Here is a 14,506-nt window from a genome sequence, read left to right on the forward strand (position 1 = left end):
TTCGTAGATGACGAACTGATAAGTTCATCATCTGTACATTTTGCATGAATACGATCCGCCATTCAACTTTCCGGGATATATTTCAACATGTTCTTCAGCTCGTGCAAAGCCTTTTCTACGCATCCTTAGCTGCTCACTTTGCTAATTTTACATGCTTCAATGTACCGTTCGGCAATAACTGGAATGAAACGGAGACTGCACTTTCCGAAATATGTGTTGTTGTTCACGCTTGTCGCGTCAGGGCCGGTTTTCGGACAGTCCTTCGATCTTTAACAATTTGAACAGGTCTTCCGGCCAAGGCTAAGATTTGATGGTCGATGGCTGCCACGGACGGGAGTGAACACCCCACACACCCGATTGGAGGATCGATCAGGAGCAGCAACTTTAACGTTCCCGATCGCGCGGACATTCAATGCAAATGTGCAACTGGATCTTACTTCGGATAGTTGGAAGGAGCTGCTTTTGAGTGGTGTCCGTGTGCGCGCTTCGCAAGTGATGGGTAGCCTGAAATACGGGTATCGCGAAATTTCCATTACCGATAATACCGTTGGTCTGCAACCGGACCCTCGGTCATTGCACACGGCATCTGCGGGGTTGCTGGGGATCAGTCTCACGAAGAAGTTCCGCATTCTGTTCTGGAATGTGAACGTGAACATCAGCGAAGAGAATGAAACGCTGAACGACCCTGCGATCCGTTTCAGTGGGTTGATCGGAAAAATGAAGGTGAAAGGGTTGCACCGTCAATTCTACTACGGTCTTGTGCTGGTCCATAGCGATGGACTGACCTTGCCATTGCCATTCATTGGTGGGCAAACGAGGTTGGCAAAAAAGCTGTACTTCAATTATACGTTGCCAGTACAGATCGCCATTCTCTATAGACCGAATGCAGGTACACTATTTCAAGCAGGCGTTGGTGTGGATGCATGGCGCAGCGGCGTATCCAGTGCTCCGTATGTACAGGACCAACGAACTAATTTGAATTATCAAGCGGTTCGTGGCTTTATCAATGGAAGGACGAAGTTGAACAGAACGTTCGTACTGCGCGGTGAAGTGGGGTATGCGTTCCATGATCTGCGCTGGACCGTTCCTCAGGGCGAAGTTGTACGGACCACTATCGAACCCGGTATTACCGCAACAATTGGACTCAACATCCTCTTCGGACAGAGTGTAGTGGAGCAGATCTTGAACGACGTGCTTCACTGATCAGTTCTTCAATTCCAGCGGGATCTCACACACCGGGATCGGATCCATTTTGTGCAGATTGGCGCGGTGACGTTTTTTATAAATGTCCATAACGACGCGCTCGCGCTCGCTAAGTTCTGATAGGTCGCTGTTACCGCTTTCCACGTGTTCCATAGCCAACTCCAGCTCCGGGTAACTCGCACCGATCTGATCCGCATCCGTACGGTCATCACCGAATAAACCGTCTGTTGGCGCCGCTTTTTGCACACTTTCAACGATACCCAATGCGCGTGCTACTGTATAGATCTCTGTCTTGTTCAGGTCGGCAATTGGACTAAGGTCCACACCGCCATCGCCGTATTTGGTAAAGAACCCAACACCGAAGTCTTCTACTTTGTTTCCTGTGCCTGCGACGAGATATCCGTGTAGGCCCGCCAAGTAGTACAAGGTGGTCATACGTAACCGCGCACGCGTATTGGCCAAGGCGAGTTGAACAGCATCATCGTTCTCCGACTTAGGTAACGCTAGCGCAATTGTGTCGAAGGTTGGTGTGAGATCCACGATCTGCGAGCTTACCAAGGGAAACTGTTTTTTTAAAGCTACAATATGCTCTTGGCCACGTGAAACTTGTGATGCCGCTTGATGGATCGGCATTTCCACACATAGAACAGGGAACCCGGTCCGTGCGCACAGCGCACTGGTAACAGCGCTATCAATACCACCGCTGATCCCGATCACGAATCCTTTTTGGTGAGCGTTGGTACAATATTCCTTCAGCCAACCAACGATATGGGCTATTACCTTTTGGGTTTCCATCGGTACAAAAATGCGAAGCCCCGTTCAATTACGTTTGAACGGGGCTTCATTACTATGTTCCAAGCTTAGAAGTAAACACCAAGCGATAGCTCGAAATAATCAGCGTATGTTTTGGCCTTATACAAGAGCGTAGTATCATCCGTATTGAAGGTGCCTTTCTTGAACAATGTAGTGAACGAACTGTGGTACGCAATACCGATCAACATGCTGGTACTACCAGAGAAGTTATACTCCGCACCTCCGCCTATCTGGAACCCGAGTTTTACGGGATTCACCTCGTCCTTTACATCGTCTTCATCAACGGTTGCGGTAGTTGAAACATTATTGGTAGTGGTTACGGTCTCAATATCCTGTTTGGCGCGGAGGTTAACGCCAGCGTCGAAACCAAGTTGACCGAAATAACGCATGTAGCCGATCTCATTGGTCATTAATTTAAGGGCCAATGGGATCTCGATATAACGGAGACGGGTTTTTTGAATACTTCTAACCGATGTAACAACACTGCTAGAGTCTACTTCATATGATGTCTCCGTCTTTCCACCAATGTTCAACAACGTCAGACCCGTAGCAAACCGATAATTTCCGTTCGCACCGAATGGGAACTCAGCCATCAGGCCGAAGCTGTAGCCGATCAAGCTACCATCGCTTTCCAATCCTTTGGTATCCGTGCGGATCCAAGCCATGTTGGGCGATACTTTTATGCCCAAGCGCACGCTGTTATCGCTTTGTGCGTTAAGGGTTGTTGCGCCGATCAATGTCACGGCGAGAATGGCGAATGCCTTCTTCATAGTTTTGGGGTCGTTTTACGAATGGACAAAGGTAACGTGTTGCGCGCAAGATCGAACAAGCTGGGTTTGCTCCTCGTTTCGTACTCCCTTATCGGTATATGGACGAGCTGTACCGAAAATGGTCACAGGACAGTGGACCCTATTGCTTTGGAACAAAACCTGACCATAGGGCGGTTGGACCAACGGCTTTTCAATGCACCTTTGGAAAGTCTGCCGAGTGTGAACGCAGGTCTATCTGCGGAATATGGAACGTTCTATCGGATCTACATCGAAGATATCCTGCAAGGTGCTGCGTTGAACGACCCGCGTTTGCCGATGGTCCTTGCCGATTTTATCAGTGATCCCGATTGGAGTGCAGCGCAACAAGCGGTGGATAGTGTACTTGGTGACCTAGAGCCTCAGCGCCTACAATTCCAGGATGCATTCGGAAGGTTGAAAACCTTGTTCCCTGATAGCCTTACACCAAGGGTGATCGCATTCAATTCGGGTTTCAACTTTGGCATTTTTCCGACGGATAGTGTTCTCGGCGTGGGAGTGGAATGGTTCATTGGCAGCAATAGCCCTGTGATCGGTCTGCTGGCTCCTGACGCATTTCCACAGTTCATGAAAGACCGGATGGTGCCTGAAATGTTAGTGCCAAGTGCCTTGAAAGGGTGGTTGTTGGTACACTACACAAAAGACATAAGAGGGGAGGACCTATTGACCAATTTAGTGGAGACCGGAAAGGTGATGGCGATCCTCGATGTACTGCTTCCGTATACCCACCCTGACCTCAAATTCGCATTCACTAAAGAACAACTCGCATGGTGCGAAGCAAATGAATTCGAGATCTGGAAGAACTTGGTGAGCGATGAAAAACTCTTCAGTAAGCAAGCCGATGACATCGGTAGAATGTTGAATGATGGTCCGTTCACGAACGGTCTACCGCGTGAAAGCCCAGGACATATCGGTGAATGGATCGGCTATCGGATGGTTACGGCTTACCTCAGTGAGAATCCGGATGTGTCGTTCGCGCAATTGATCGCCATCGAAGATCCAAAAGTGATCCTTAAGGCCTATAAACCGAAGTAGGAAAAGAAGACTCAAGTTACACCAGTGGGCAGTTTGCAATGGCAGTTAGCAGTTCCTTCGTTTTCGCATTGCCAGAATGTGTGCTTCGGGTAGTAAGTGACAATTCCCAAGTCAAGTCGCAATTAGCCATGTAGGCGCTAAATTCAAAATTCTTCATTCTTCATTCTAAATTCTACATTCTCTTTACTGAGCCCGAACTTTGCCACCCATGAAAAGATCCGAGATCAAACTTTCCGTACAACTCGACGAGAACAACGTGCCCGAACGCATCGATTGGGAAGCCGAGGACAATGGCGAAAAAAGCCAGAGCAAAGCAGTGCTCCTATCCCTTTGGGACGATAAGGAGAAGAACACCTTGCGCATCGATCTCTGGACCAAGGAAATGTCCGTTGAGGAAATGAAAGCGTTCTTCCACCAGAACATTCTCACCATGGCGGATACGTTCGAACGTGCGACCAACGAAAGCAAAATGGCGGAACAAATGCGCGACTTCGGAGCGTATTTCGCGGAGCATATGTTGCCGGAGTTGAAGGCTTAGGTCAGTTGGCAGTTATCAGTAGGCAGTGGGCAATTTGCAAACTGCTAGTGCCCACTGCTCTTGCTGACTGCCCACTGCTCTTGCTGACTGCAAACTGAAAACTGCCAACTTGCTACTCCGTAGCCCCCCAGCCCTTATTCACTTCTTCAATAAATCCCAATAATTCGTCCCGGCCCACTGACTTTTCTGAACTGGTCTCGAAGATGGTCGGCAGGGTTTCCCAGGACTTCTTCAATTCGCGTTTGAGCTTGGCTACGTTTGCCTGAACCTGTGGCTGACCGAGCTTATCGGTTTTCGTGAAAACGATTGCGAACGGGATCTCCGTTTCTCCTAACCACTGTATCATTTCAAGGTCGTTCTTCTGCGGTTCAAGTCTGCTGTCGACGAGAACGAACGTGCATTGTAGATTCTCTCTGCGGCGCAGGTAATTGCGGATCATGCTTTCCCAAGCGCTGCGTTCTGTCTTGCTCACTTTCGCAAAGCCGTAGCCGGGTAGGTCCGCGAGCATCCATTGGCGATCGCTTTTCAGCGTGCCGTCCACTCTGAAGTGTTCTACATTCCGCGTGCGGCCCGGAGTGTTACTTACTCGTGCTAATTTGTTGATATGGCAGAGCATGTTGATCAACGAGCTCTTCCCAACATTGCTTCTTCCAATGAACGCATACTCCGGCAATGTGGCTTTGGGCCAATGCTCCGGAGCACGACCGCTGCCCAAATGTTCTGCGACCAAGGCTTTCATTTCAATGGACTGACAGTGAATACCGATAAGGTTGTTATATGACCCAGATCGATCACACCAACGTCTTGGCCAGCCACGTTTCCAAGATGGCGTTGAATTGATCTGGATGCTCCATCATGGCTGCATGTCCGCATTCATCGATCCAGTGCAATTCGCTATGCGGGATCAACGTATGGAATTCTTCAGCTACATCAGGTGGGGTTATCGTATCGTTCTTTCCCCAGATCAACAACACGGGCATCTTCAATTTCGGGATCTCCGTAGCCATGTTGTGCCGTATCGCGCTTTTGGCCAAGGATAGGATCCGGATCAACTTGCTCCGATCATTTACGGTTTCATAGCATTCGTCTACCAAAGCGTCCGTTGCATGCTTCGGATCGTAAAAGGTCACGGCTACTTTTTTGCGAATGAATTCCTTGTCCTCTCTTCTAGGAAAACCTCCGCCGAACGCATTTTCGTATAGACCGGAACTGCCTGTGAGTACCAAGCTCCGTACGCGCTCCGCGTGTCGACTACAATACACCAAGGCGACATGCCCACCTAGCGAATTGCCGATCAAATTCACCTGTTTGAAACCCTTATGCTGAATGAACCGGTCCAGGAATTTTGCCAGATTGTCCACGTTCGTACTCAACATCGGCAGCGTGTACAACGGCAATATGGGTACGATCACTTTGTAGTTCGGTGTGAAGTGATCGAATAATGGTTTGAAGTTGCTCAACGCTCCGAAAAGCCCGTGCAGCAAGATCAAAGGCTGACCTTCGCCCGCTTCCAAGTACTGGAATTCACCCTCCTTTATTAACGTACGATCGTTCGACATGCTTACTATGCGGTCCGTCCAAAGGTATGCCGATGGTTGGTTCATGGAAAGGGGGACCCTCAGAGTATTACTAGATCATTGTTGAAGAAGGTGCCCATCCAAGGAGAACAGCTGAAAGGTGATCCTTCATTGATCATGAGCGGTCTGTGGTTCTCGAACTTCATTTTCCGTTCGCGATCCGTGCGACTTAGCTGTCTAATGGCGACTTACTTTCTCCTTCCCGGATCCTTCAGGATCATCTTCTATCGGCCAAAACCATCAAACCCGGATCCCGCTTGATCATCCGGCCGAATATCATCCGCTATCAACAGAAAGCGGTTGATCGATCCTGCTCTGGCTTTGTAGTGTTATTGCCTTGATCCCAGACTTTTAGCAATCCATTGGTGATCAGCTCCGAGTCATATTCTGAACCTTTGATTGTTCATATGCCCCACTTTGACCCACGGGTTTGAATGCACTAATTCCAGCCTTTTCGCGGGTTGTTGCAACATTTGTTATGTTTGACCGTTGACAAGTTATCAACGATTGAACAAAAAAGTGGGTTATAGTGGAACAGAGTGGGTCAATTACCCTACTTTCGCCACGTTTTCGAGCTAACGCTTTGCATGTTGAACCTCCTCGGTGAATACGATCTGAAACTGGACGCCAAAGGCCGTCTTACGCTCCCGTCCGGGTTGCGCAAGCAGCTCGATGGTGAGATCCAGAAAGGATTCGTGATCAATCGTGATGTGTTCAAGCCGTGCTTGGTGCTCTACCCCATGGTCGAATGGGAGCATACACAGACCACGATGCGACGATTGAATCGTTTCGTGGCCAAGAACGTCGAGTTCGTTAGGCGCTTCATGAATGGAGCAACGCCAATTGAACTGGACGCGAGTGATCGCTTGCTCCTGCCGAAACACCTTCTCGCCCACGCCGGAATCGGCAAAGGGCTACGGATGGTGGGCATGATGGACCGTGTGGAGATATGGAGTACCGACACGCATGTAAAAATGTTGCGCGAAAAAGTGGATCTCACCGCGCTTGCCGAGGATGTCATGGGCAGCCTAGGCAACGCAGATGAAGAGTGAGTACCACGAGCCCGTTCTTTTACAAGCTTGTATTGAAGGATTGAATATCCAGCCGGATGGCACCTATGTCGATGTTACGTTCGGCGGTGGTGGGCACAGCAGAGCCATCCTTGAAAAGCTCGGACCGCACGGTAGGCTGATCGCCTTTGATCGCGATCGTGATGCTTGGGCGAATGCCGCTATACTGCGTGAGAAGTATGATGGCGAGAATAAGCCGCACTTCACATTGGTTCAGGCGGATTATCGTTGGATCAGGAATCATCTCCGCTACCTCCACGCCATTCCGGTCGATGGAATTCTCGCAGATCTAGGAGTCAGCAGTCACCAATTCGATACCGGGGACCGTGGATTCAGCTTTCGGTTCGATGGACCATTGGATATGCGGATGGATCATCGCAATTCCCGGGATGCTGCACAACTCTTACGCGACCTGGATGTGAATGCGCTCACGGATGTATTACGCAAATACGGTGAGGTCCAGCATGCACACCGTGTGGCACATCAACTGGTCGATGCGAATAGATCCCGACGGATCCGCACCACGTTCCAGTTGGTGGAAGCGTTGAGGCCGGTGACTCCCCGTGGTAAGGAGAGTAGCTTTTTGGCGCAAGTGTTCCAAGCGCTTCGGATCGCAGTCAATGATGAACTCGCTTCGCTCGAACTGTTCCTGCAACAGACCGCAGAGGTGATGGCTCCAGGAGGAAAACTCGTGATCATGAGCTACCACAGCCTCGAAGATCGACTGGTAAAGAATTACATGCGAAGCGGAGATCTCGCTGGCCATGAGAACAAGGACATCTACGGAAACAGAACACGCCCCTTCGATCCTACAAGTAACAAAGCAATACAACCGAGCGATAGCGAAGTAGCAATGAACCCAAGGGCCCGCAGTGCCCGCTTACGAATAGCAGTACGCAGTGAACAAGTTGAAAAATAAGAAAGCAGAGAAGGAAGCGAACGGCTCTTCAGATGCGCCCGCCAGTAAGGCGCGGATGCCGCGTGCCTTTTTGAATGTGTTGAATGGAACGTTCCTCACACGTGAGAATGTGTTGGGCAATATGCCCTTCATACTATTCTGCTCAGCGTTGATGATCACCTACATCGGTTATGGTTATCACACGGAACGTATCGTTCGCAACCTCAGCTCCACGGATAGTGAGCTAAAAGAACTGCGCAGTGAATACATCACCGTGCGTGCCAAACTGGAGACCGATGAACAACAAAGTAAAGTAGCCGATCGGATCGCCGTGCTTGGCTTGAAGGAAAGTGTTGTGCCACCTGTGAAGATCGACGTGGAGAAGAAGGAAATGGATCATACCAGAACACCATGACGGATACGACCAAACAGTTGCGCGCTCGGGCCAACATGGTCTATATCGTAATGGTGCTATTCGCACTGGCGATCTCTGTTCGGCTCTTCACCATTCAACTTGTTGAAGGCGAAGAATGGCGTGCAAAGGCTGAGCATGTTGCGACCACCTACCGCACCGTTCAACCGGATCGCGGACATATCTACAGTGAAGATGGGCGGTTGTTAGCGACCAGTGTTCCGGAGTATGACGTGCGCATGGACATGATCCCTGACGGGCTCAGCGAGGAGATGTTCAGTTCCAAAGTGGATTCGCTCGCCATTCGGTTGTCACAACTTTTTGGTGACCGTACCGCTGTTGAATACAAGCGTGACCTTGTTGATGCACGCAAACGGAAAGAGCGTTACCATTTAGTTAAGCGTCGTGCGGATCATGCGCAAGTGCAACAACTCCGTGAATTCCCGATCTTCAACTTAGGAAGATATCGCGGTGGATTGGTGACCGAGAAACGAACGGTGAGGGTGCATCCGTTCGGACGATTAGGAGAACGTACTGTCGGCTACATGCTTCGGGATAGTACCACGATCGGGTTGGAGAATGGATATGATCAGTATTTGAAAGGGGTTACCGGCCGTAGGTTGGAACGTCGCTTGACCGGTGGTGTCTGGATGCCGATCGATGATGGTGAAGGTGTTGATCCGGTCGAGGGTTCTGACATACATACTACGATCGACATCAACCTACAGGATGTCGCGGATGATGCCTTGGAACAACAGCTCTTGAAACATGGTGCCGTTTACGGTTGCGTGATCGTGATGGAAGTTGCCACCGGATACATAAAGGCCGCCAGCAACTTGATGCTGTATAAGGACAGCACCTATTCCGAGGCTCAGAATTTTGCTGTGGGTGAAAGCACAGAGCCCGGTTCCACATTTAAACTAGCATCACTAATGGTGGGTCTGGAGGATGGACTGATCGCGTCAACGGATACGGTAGATACACAAAAAGGAGCGGTGCGATTCAGGGACCGCATCATGCGTGATTCACACGAAGGAGGTTATGGAAAGATCACCGTGCAACGCGCATTCGAACTCTCCTCGAATACCGGTATCAGCGTGGCTGTGAACCGGGCTTATGAGAAGGATCCGAAGCGTTTCGTTGATGGTCTGCGACGTATGGGTCTGGATCTTCCGACCGGGGTACTGGTGCCCGGAGAACCGAGACCCACCATGCGTAACCCTGGTGAGAAAGGATGGAGTGGCGTTAGTCTTCCTTGGATGAGCATAGGCTATGAAGTGTCGCTAACACCCTTGCAGACACTGACTTTCTACAATGCTGTCGCGAATAATGGGCGGATGATGAAACCCCGTTTCGTGAGCCATATAACGCGCAACGGAAAAGTGACCAGCACCTTCGAGCCGCAAGTGATCAACGAAAGGATAGCATCCGATAAGACCCTTGACATCGTTCAAGGAATGTTACAAGGTGTTGTGGATAGTGGCACTGCCACCAACCTACGCGCAGCGCATTTTGCGATCGCAGGTAAAACGGGTACCGCGCAGATCGCACGCAATGGTAGCTACAAGCAACACGGGGTCAGCTATCAAGCATCGTTCGTTGGCTATTTCCCGGCAGATGCACCCAAGTACAGCTGTATCGTTGTGGTGAATGGACCCACGATGAGCGGTTACTATGGGAACGTTGTGGCCGGACCGATATTCAAAGAGATCGCCGATAAGATCTACAGCAATCGACTGGAGTTACAACAAGGCGTTCATCTTGCTAAGGCCAAGGGGCCATCAAGTCCTATTTCGTTGAGCGGGAACAGCGCTGATCTACGCACCGCAATGGAAGCATTGAAGGTTCCGATGGTCTTTGATACCGAAAGCGAATGGGTTACGACCCAAGCAGGAGATTCCAGTGTAACGCTCGTATCCCGCGGAATTCCAACAGGTGCGATGGATCTGGTTCCGAATGTATTGGGAATGGGATTGAAGGATGCGATCTACATCCTGGAGAATCGGGGCCTGCGTGTACGCTTCGAAGGAAGTGGTATGGTGAAGCGTCAATCACTTCCTCCAGGTACGAAGGCTACCAGTGGTTCAATGATCGTGATCGAACTGACATGAAACTGCTGAAGGACATACTCTATCGTGTGCGCATTGAGCAAGTGGTCGGCTCAACGAATACCGCTATTGAGAAATTGGCTTTCGACAGCCGTGAAGTGATCGCCTTTGCCGCGTTCATTGCCATAAAAGGTACGCAGGTCGATGGTCATGCATTCATCGAAAAAGCGATCGAAAACGGAGCGAATACGATCGTGTGCGAGACGTTACCTGCCGAGCTGAAGGAGAGTGTTACGTACGTACGTGTAGAGCATGCCGAAGAAGCACTCGGCATCATGGCTTCGAATTTCTACGATCATCCGTCGGGTAAACTGAAGTTGATCGGGATCACAGGTACCAATGGAAAGACCAGTATTGCAACGCTGTTGTTCCGTTTGTATCGGACCTTGGGTCATAAGTGTGGGTTGATCAGCACGGTTGAAACACGCATTGGACAGCGAACGATCCCAAGTACGCACACCACACCGGATGCGATCCGCTTGAACGAGTTGCTCGCCGAAATGGTAAGCGAACGCATAGCGTTCTGTTTCATGGAAGTGAGTTCGCACAGTGTGGTGCAGGAACGTATTGCCGGATTGAAGTTCGCGGCCGGGTTGTTCACCAATATCACGCATGATCATTTGGACTACCACGGTACGTTCGATGCGTACATCAAAGCTAAGAAGCGCTTCTTCGATCAGTTGCCATCAACTGCATTCGCAATAGTGAATGCGGACGATAAGAACAGTTCTGTGATGGTGCAGAATACAAAGGCAGAGAAGCGATCGTATGCAGTACACAACATAGCCGATCATCGCGGTCGCATCATAGAGAACCAACTGACCGGTCTGCATTTGAACATAGACGGACATGATGTGTACGCTCGGTTGATCGGTGAATTCAATGCGAGTAATCTGGTTGCTGTGTATGCCGTAGCCCTCCTCTTAGGCGAGGCACCCTTGAACGTGTTGACAGCACTCAGCGACCTGGAGCCACCGCGCGGAAGATTCCAGTTGGTACGTAGTACAAGCGGTATCATCGGTATTGTGGATTACGCGCATACGCCCGATGCCTTGAAGAACGTATTGGAAACCGTGAATGCCGTTTGCGGTGAAACCGAACAAGTGATCACTGTGATAGGATGTGGCGGTGATCGTGATCGTACGAAACGCCCGATCATGGCGCAGATCGCCACGTTGAACAGTAGCCATGTAGTGCTCACCAGTGATAACCCGCGCAGCGAGGACCCAATGGCGATCCTCAACGAAATGCGTGAAGGTGTGGCTGCGAATGATCAAGCAAGAGTATGGACCAACCCTGATCGTCGGGAAGCAATTCGCCAAGCAGTTGGAATGGCGAAAGCAGGTGATGTTGTATTGGTCGCGGGTAAAGGACACGAGACCTATCAAGAAGTAAATGGCGTCAAGCATCCGTTCGATGATGTCGCGGTATTAAAGGAAACCCTTGAACTACTGCACAAATAATGTTGTATCACTTGTTCCATTGGCTTGGTAATGATGTCCCTGGATCAGGGGTGTTCAATTACATCTCGTTCCGTGCAGCAATGGCCGTATTCGTGTCATTGCTGATCTCGCTATGGTGGGGTCAAGGCATCATCAATCTACTGCGCAAAATGCAGGTCGGGGAGACCGTACGCGACCTTGGTCTGGATGGGCAGATGCAGAAGCAAGGCACACCGACCATGGGTGGTCTCATCATTCTATCCGCGACGATCATCCCAACAGTATTGTTCGCGAAACTGGATAACATATACATTATCCTATTGCTCATAAGTACGGTATGGCTTGGTACCATCGGCTTTATCGATGATTACATCAAGGTCTTCAAGAAGGATAAGAAAGGCTTGGCGGGAAAATTCAAAGTAATTGGGCAGGTCGGGCTAGGCATCATCATCGGTGCTACGGTCTATTTCCATCCTTCGATCCGTACGCGCGTTGAAGTGCCGGAAGTTCTGGCACAACAATTCGCTCCTTCTGAACTGAGCGTTTTCGAGGAAGAGGATGGTACGGCGCATTACATGCTCGACCGCAAATCCCCGAATACAACGATCCCGTTCATAAAGGATAACGAGTTCAATTATTCCTCCATACTCGGTGTATTCGGACGCAATGCAAGACAATACACATGGATCGTATACATCCTCGCGGTGATCTTCATCATTACCGCAGTGAGTAATGGCGCGAACATTACCGATGGCATCGATGGACTGGCGACGGGTACATCCGCGATCATCGTGATGACACTCGGGATCCTGGCCTATGTGAGCGGTAACATCATCTTCTCACAATACCTGGATATCATGTATATACCCGGTTCGGGTGAACTGGCGGTATTCATTGGTGCGCTGCTTGGTGCGTGCATCGGATTCTTATGGTACAATGCCTATCCCGCGCAAGTGTTCATGGGTGATACAGGCAGTCTGGCACTTGGTGGCATCATAGCTACGCTAGCGATACTCGTGCGCAAGGAATTGTTGATCCCGGTACTCTGCGGGATCTTCTTGGTCGAGAACTTGAGCGTGATGGTGCAGGTGTCCTACTTCAAGTACACCCGCAAACGATTTGGCGAAGGAAGACGCATTTTCCTGATGTCGCCCTTGCATCATCACTTCCAGAAAAAAGGGATCCACGAAAGCAAGATCGTATCACGATTCTGGATCCTCGGTGTCTTGCTCGCAGTTATTTCCATCGTAACACTTAAGCTAAGATGAAGAAGCTGGTGGTACTTGGAGCTCAGGAAAGCGGCGTCGGGGCAGCACGGTTGGCCCAACAACAAGGTTTCGATGTTTTCGTCAGCGACGCAGGCGAGATCAAGCCGAAGTACCGCGACGAATTGAAAAGGAACGCGATCGCATTCGAGGAAGGAGGACATACGGAAGCACGCGTATTGGGTGCATCAACCATTGTGAAGAGTCCTGGCATTCCCGATACTGCCAAATCGGTCATCGCGGCGCGCAAGGAAAGTATTCCAGTGATCAGTGAGATCGAATTCGCTTACCGCTATTGCAACGGTACGATAATCGCGATCACGGGTAGTAATGGTAAGACCACAACGACCATGCTTACCAACGATATCCTGCAAAGAGCGGGATTGAACGTGGCCATGGGCGGCAATCTGGGTAACAGTTTCGCAGCGTTGGTAGCGGATGGAGACCATTCGCATTACGTCCTTGAGCTAAGCAGCTTCCAGTTGGATGGCATTATTGATTTCCGATCGCACATCGCCGTGTTGCTGAATATTACTCCGGATCATTTGGATCGGTACGCCTACAGAATGCAGTACTATGTGGAAAGCAAATTCCGCATTACGATGAACCAGATCGAGACGGATCATTTCATCCATTGTGCGGATGATCCCGAGTCTGCGGCTTGGTTATCAAAAAACGCTATCAAGGCGCAGCAGTGGCCTTTCTCAATTCAGCATTCCGTTCCCCAAGGAGCATTTCTCGTTAACGACCATATCCACATCAAAACAAACCAAACCACCTTCGAAATGTCAATGATCGAATTAGCGCTGAAAGGCAAACACAACGTGTATAATTCCATGGCTGCGGGTATCGCAGCGCGCGTACTCGAGATCCGAAGTGAGGTGATCAGGGAGAGCCTCAGCGATTTCCAGAACGTGGAGCATAGACTTGAGTATGTGTCAATGGTGCACGGGATCGAATTCATCAATGACTCTAAAGCGACCAACGTTAATTCAGCGTGGTACGCATTGGAGAGCATGACCAAACCAATTGTTTGGGTCGTTGGAGGGATAGACAAAGGCAATGATTATTCGTCACTGATGGAACTTGTCAAGGAACGTGTGAAAGCGATCGTGTGTTTGGGTACGGATAACGCGAAACTTCATGAGGTTTTCGGATCCATCGTTCCGGTCATGGTGGATACTGCGAGTGCTGAACAAGCAGTTCGCACAAGCTATGAACTAGCAGAAAGTGGCGATGTGGTTCTCCTGAGCCCATGCTGTTCAAGCTTCGATTTATTTGAGAATTACGAGGACCGCGGGCGCCAGTTCAAGTCCGCAGTGAAGGGGCTCTAGAACAG

General features: G+C 50.1%; 14 protein-coding genes. 10 read left to right on the forward strand and 4 right to left on the reverse strand.

Going from position 1 to position 14,506, the window contains the following annotated elements; translation table 11 throughout:
- Positions 1-336 precede the first annotated feature (336 nt).
- Positions 337-1,203, forward strand: coding sequence for a hypothetical protein (locus IPF95_06925; protein ID MBK6474429.1), 867 nt, complete (start codon positions 337-339; stop codon positions 1,201-1,203).
- Here IPF95_06925 and nadE read toward each other — a convergent pair whose 3' ends face one another.
- The gene (nadE, locus tag IPF95_06930) at positions 1,204-1,998 is read right to left on the reverse strand and encodes an NAD(+) synthase (GenBank protein MBK6474430.1); all 795 of its coding nucleotides are present in this window, start codon (positions 1,996-1,998) and stop codon (positions 1,204-1,206) included. It abuts the gene before it with no gap.
- 65 nt (positions 1,999-2,063) lie between these two features.
- The gene (locus tag IPF95_06935; GenBank protein ID MBK6474431.1) at positions 2,064-2,786 is read right to left on the reverse strand and encodes a PorT family protein; all 723 of its coding nucleotides are present in this window, start codon (positions 2,784-2,786) and stop codon (positions 2,064-2,066) included.
- A gap of 21 nt (positions 2,787-2,807) precedes the next feature.
- On the opposite strand from IPF95_06935, the gene IPF95_06940 reads away from it, so the two are divergent.
- Together IPF95_06940 and gldC are read left to right on the forward strand one after the other, a co-directional pair.
- Entirely contained in the window at positions 2,808-3,857 is a 1,050-nt protein-coding gene (locus IPF95_06940; GenBank protein MBK6474432.1) for a hypothetical protein, read from the forward strand.
- A gap of 208 nt (positions 3,858-4,065) precedes the next feature.
- Positions 4,066-4,395 carry a gliding motility protein GldC gene (gene gldC, locus IPF95_06945; GenBank protein MBK6474433.1) on the forward strand — a complete coding sequence of 110 codons (330 nt, stop codon included), beginning with the start codon at positions 4,066-4,068 and terminating at the stop codon, positions 4,393-4,395.
- A gap of 112 nt (positions 4,396-4,507) precedes the next feature.
- On the opposite strand, the gene IPF95_06950 is transcribed toward gldC, so the two are convergent.
- Positions 4,508-5,134: a YihA family ribosome biogenesis GTP-binding protein gene (locus IPF95_06950; protein MBK6474434.1), complete on the reverse strand. Its 627-nt coding sequence runs from the start codon at positions 5,132-5,134 to the stop codon at positions 4,508-4,510.
- Positions 5,135-5,186: 52 nt separating this feature from the next.
- Positions 5,187-5,954 carry an alpha/beta hydrolase gene (locus tag IPF95_06955; protein MBK6474435.1) on the reverse strand — a complete coding sequence of 256 codons (768 nt, stop codon included), beginning with the start codon at positions 5,952-5,954 and terminating at the stop codon, positions 5,187-5,189.
- A 605-nt stretch (positions 5,955-6,559) separates the two neighbouring features.
- On the opposite strand from IPF95_06955, the gene mraZ reads away from it, so the two are divergent.
- From mraZ to murD, 7 genes are read left to right on the forward strand one after another with little or no spacing between them, the layout of a single operon-like run.
- Positions 6,560-7,024 (forward strand): division/cell wall cluster transcriptional repressor MraZ, encoded by a 465-nt coding sequence (mraZ, locus tag IPF95_06960; GenBank protein ID MBK6474436.1) that lies wholly within the window; start codon positions 6,560-6,562, stop codon positions 7,022-7,024.
- Positions 7,014-7,961 carry a 16S rRNA (cytosine(1402)-N(4))-methyltransferase RsmH gene (rsmH, locus tag IPF95_06965; protein MBK6474437.1) on the forward strand — a complete coding sequence of 316 codons (948 nt, stop codon included), beginning with the start codon at positions 7,014-7,016 and terminating at the stop codon, positions 7,959-7,961. Before mraZ ends, rsmH begins: the two co-directional genes overlap by 11 nt.
- Positions 7,942-8,355, forward strand: a complete 414-nt coding sequence (locus tag IPF95_06970; GenBank protein MBK6474438.1) for a hypothetical protein — start codon at positions 7,942-7,944, stop codon at positions 8,353-8,355. The genes rsmH and IPF95_06970 overlap by 20 nt, the downstream gene beginning before the upstream one ends.
- Positions 8,352-10,463 (forward strand): transpeptidase family protein, encoded by a 2,112-nt coding sequence (locus tag IPF95_06975; protein ID MBK6474439.1) that lies wholly within the window; start codon positions 8,352-8,354, stop codon positions 10,461-10,463. The genes IPF95_06970 and IPF95_06975 overlap by 4 nt, the downstream gene beginning before the upstream one ends.
- The gene (locus IPF95_06980; GenBank protein MBK6474440.1) at positions 10,460-11,923 is read left to right on the forward strand and encodes a UDP-N-acetylmuramoyl-L-alanyl-D-glutamate--2,6-diaminopimelate ligase; all 1,464 of its coding nucleotides are present in this window, start codon (positions 10,460-10,462) and stop codon (positions 11,921-11,923) included. Before IPF95_06975 ends, IPF95_06980 begins: the two co-directional genes overlap by 4 nt.
- Positions 11,923-13,170: a phospho-N-acetylmuramoyl-pentapeptide-transferase gene (locus IPF95_06985; GenBank protein MBK6474441.1), complete on the forward strand. Its 1,248-nt coding sequence runs from the start codon at positions 11,923-11,925 to the stop codon at positions 13,168-13,170. Before IPF95_06980 ends, IPF95_06985 begins: the two co-directional genes overlap by 1 nt.
- Positions 13,167-14,501 (forward strand): UDP-N-acetylmuramoyl-L-alanine--D-glutamate ligase, encoded by a 1,335-nt coding sequence (gene murD, locus IPF95_06990; GenBank protein ID MBK6474442.1) that lies wholly within the window; start codon positions 13,167-13,169, stop codon positions 14,499-14,501. Before IPF95_06985 ends, murD begins: the two co-directional genes overlap by 4 nt.
- Positions 14,502-14,506 lie beyond the last annotated feature (5 nt).

This window comes from Flavobacteriales bacterium (assembly GCA_016704485.1).
Classification (GTDB): Bacteria; Bacteroidota; Bacteroidia; order Flavobacteriales_F; family PHOS-HE28; genus PHOS-HE28.